Here is a 623-nt window from a genome sequence, read left to right as displayed (position 1 = left end):
TCACTAAACCTCGCACCAAAGTAATGGGTGGTGAGGAAATTACTTTACAAGCCGAGCTGGAAGATGAAGAACGCTGGGAAGCGCAAGATATCCCACTAGATATCGTCTACGAAGATGATGACATCATCGTAATCAATAAGCCTCGTGACTTCGTCGTTCACCCTGGTGCTGGTACACCAGATGGTACCGTGCTGAATGCATTGCTACATCATTACCCAGACATCGCAGAAGTACCGCGTGCGGGCATCGTACATCGTCTTGATAAAGACACCACAGGTCTGATGGTTGTGGCGAAAACCGTTCCTGCGCAAACGCGTTTGGTTCGTGCTCTGCAAAAACGCAACATCACGCGTGAGTACGAAGCGATTGCAATCGGTCGTATGACAGCGGGTGGTAAAGTGGATCAACCAATTGGTCGCCACTCGACTAAACGCACACTCATGGCTGTAGCTCCTTTGGGTAAACCTGCGGTAACGCACTACCGTGTAGCAGAACACTTCCGTGAGCACACGCGTATCCGTCTGCGTTTGGAAACGGGTCGTACTCACCAAATCCGTGTTCATATGTCTTACCTACAGCATCCTCTGTTAGGTGATACTGCCTACGGTGGTCGTGCACGTATT

The 623-nt window shown here is 50.2% G+C and carries 1 protein-coding gene; it reads left to right on the top strand.

The annotated features are described in order from the left end of the window. The coding region (gene rluD / locus R7R78_RS27445; protein WP_225474773.1) for a 23S rRNA pseudouridine(1911/1915/1917) synthase RluD at positions 1–623 on the top strand (623 nt) is incomplete at both ends.

It is taken from the genome of Vibrio sp. 2134-1 (genome assembly GCF_033339495.1).
Note: the sequence above shows the minus strand (reverse complement) of the source record. Positions and strands in the feature narration are given on the sequence as shown.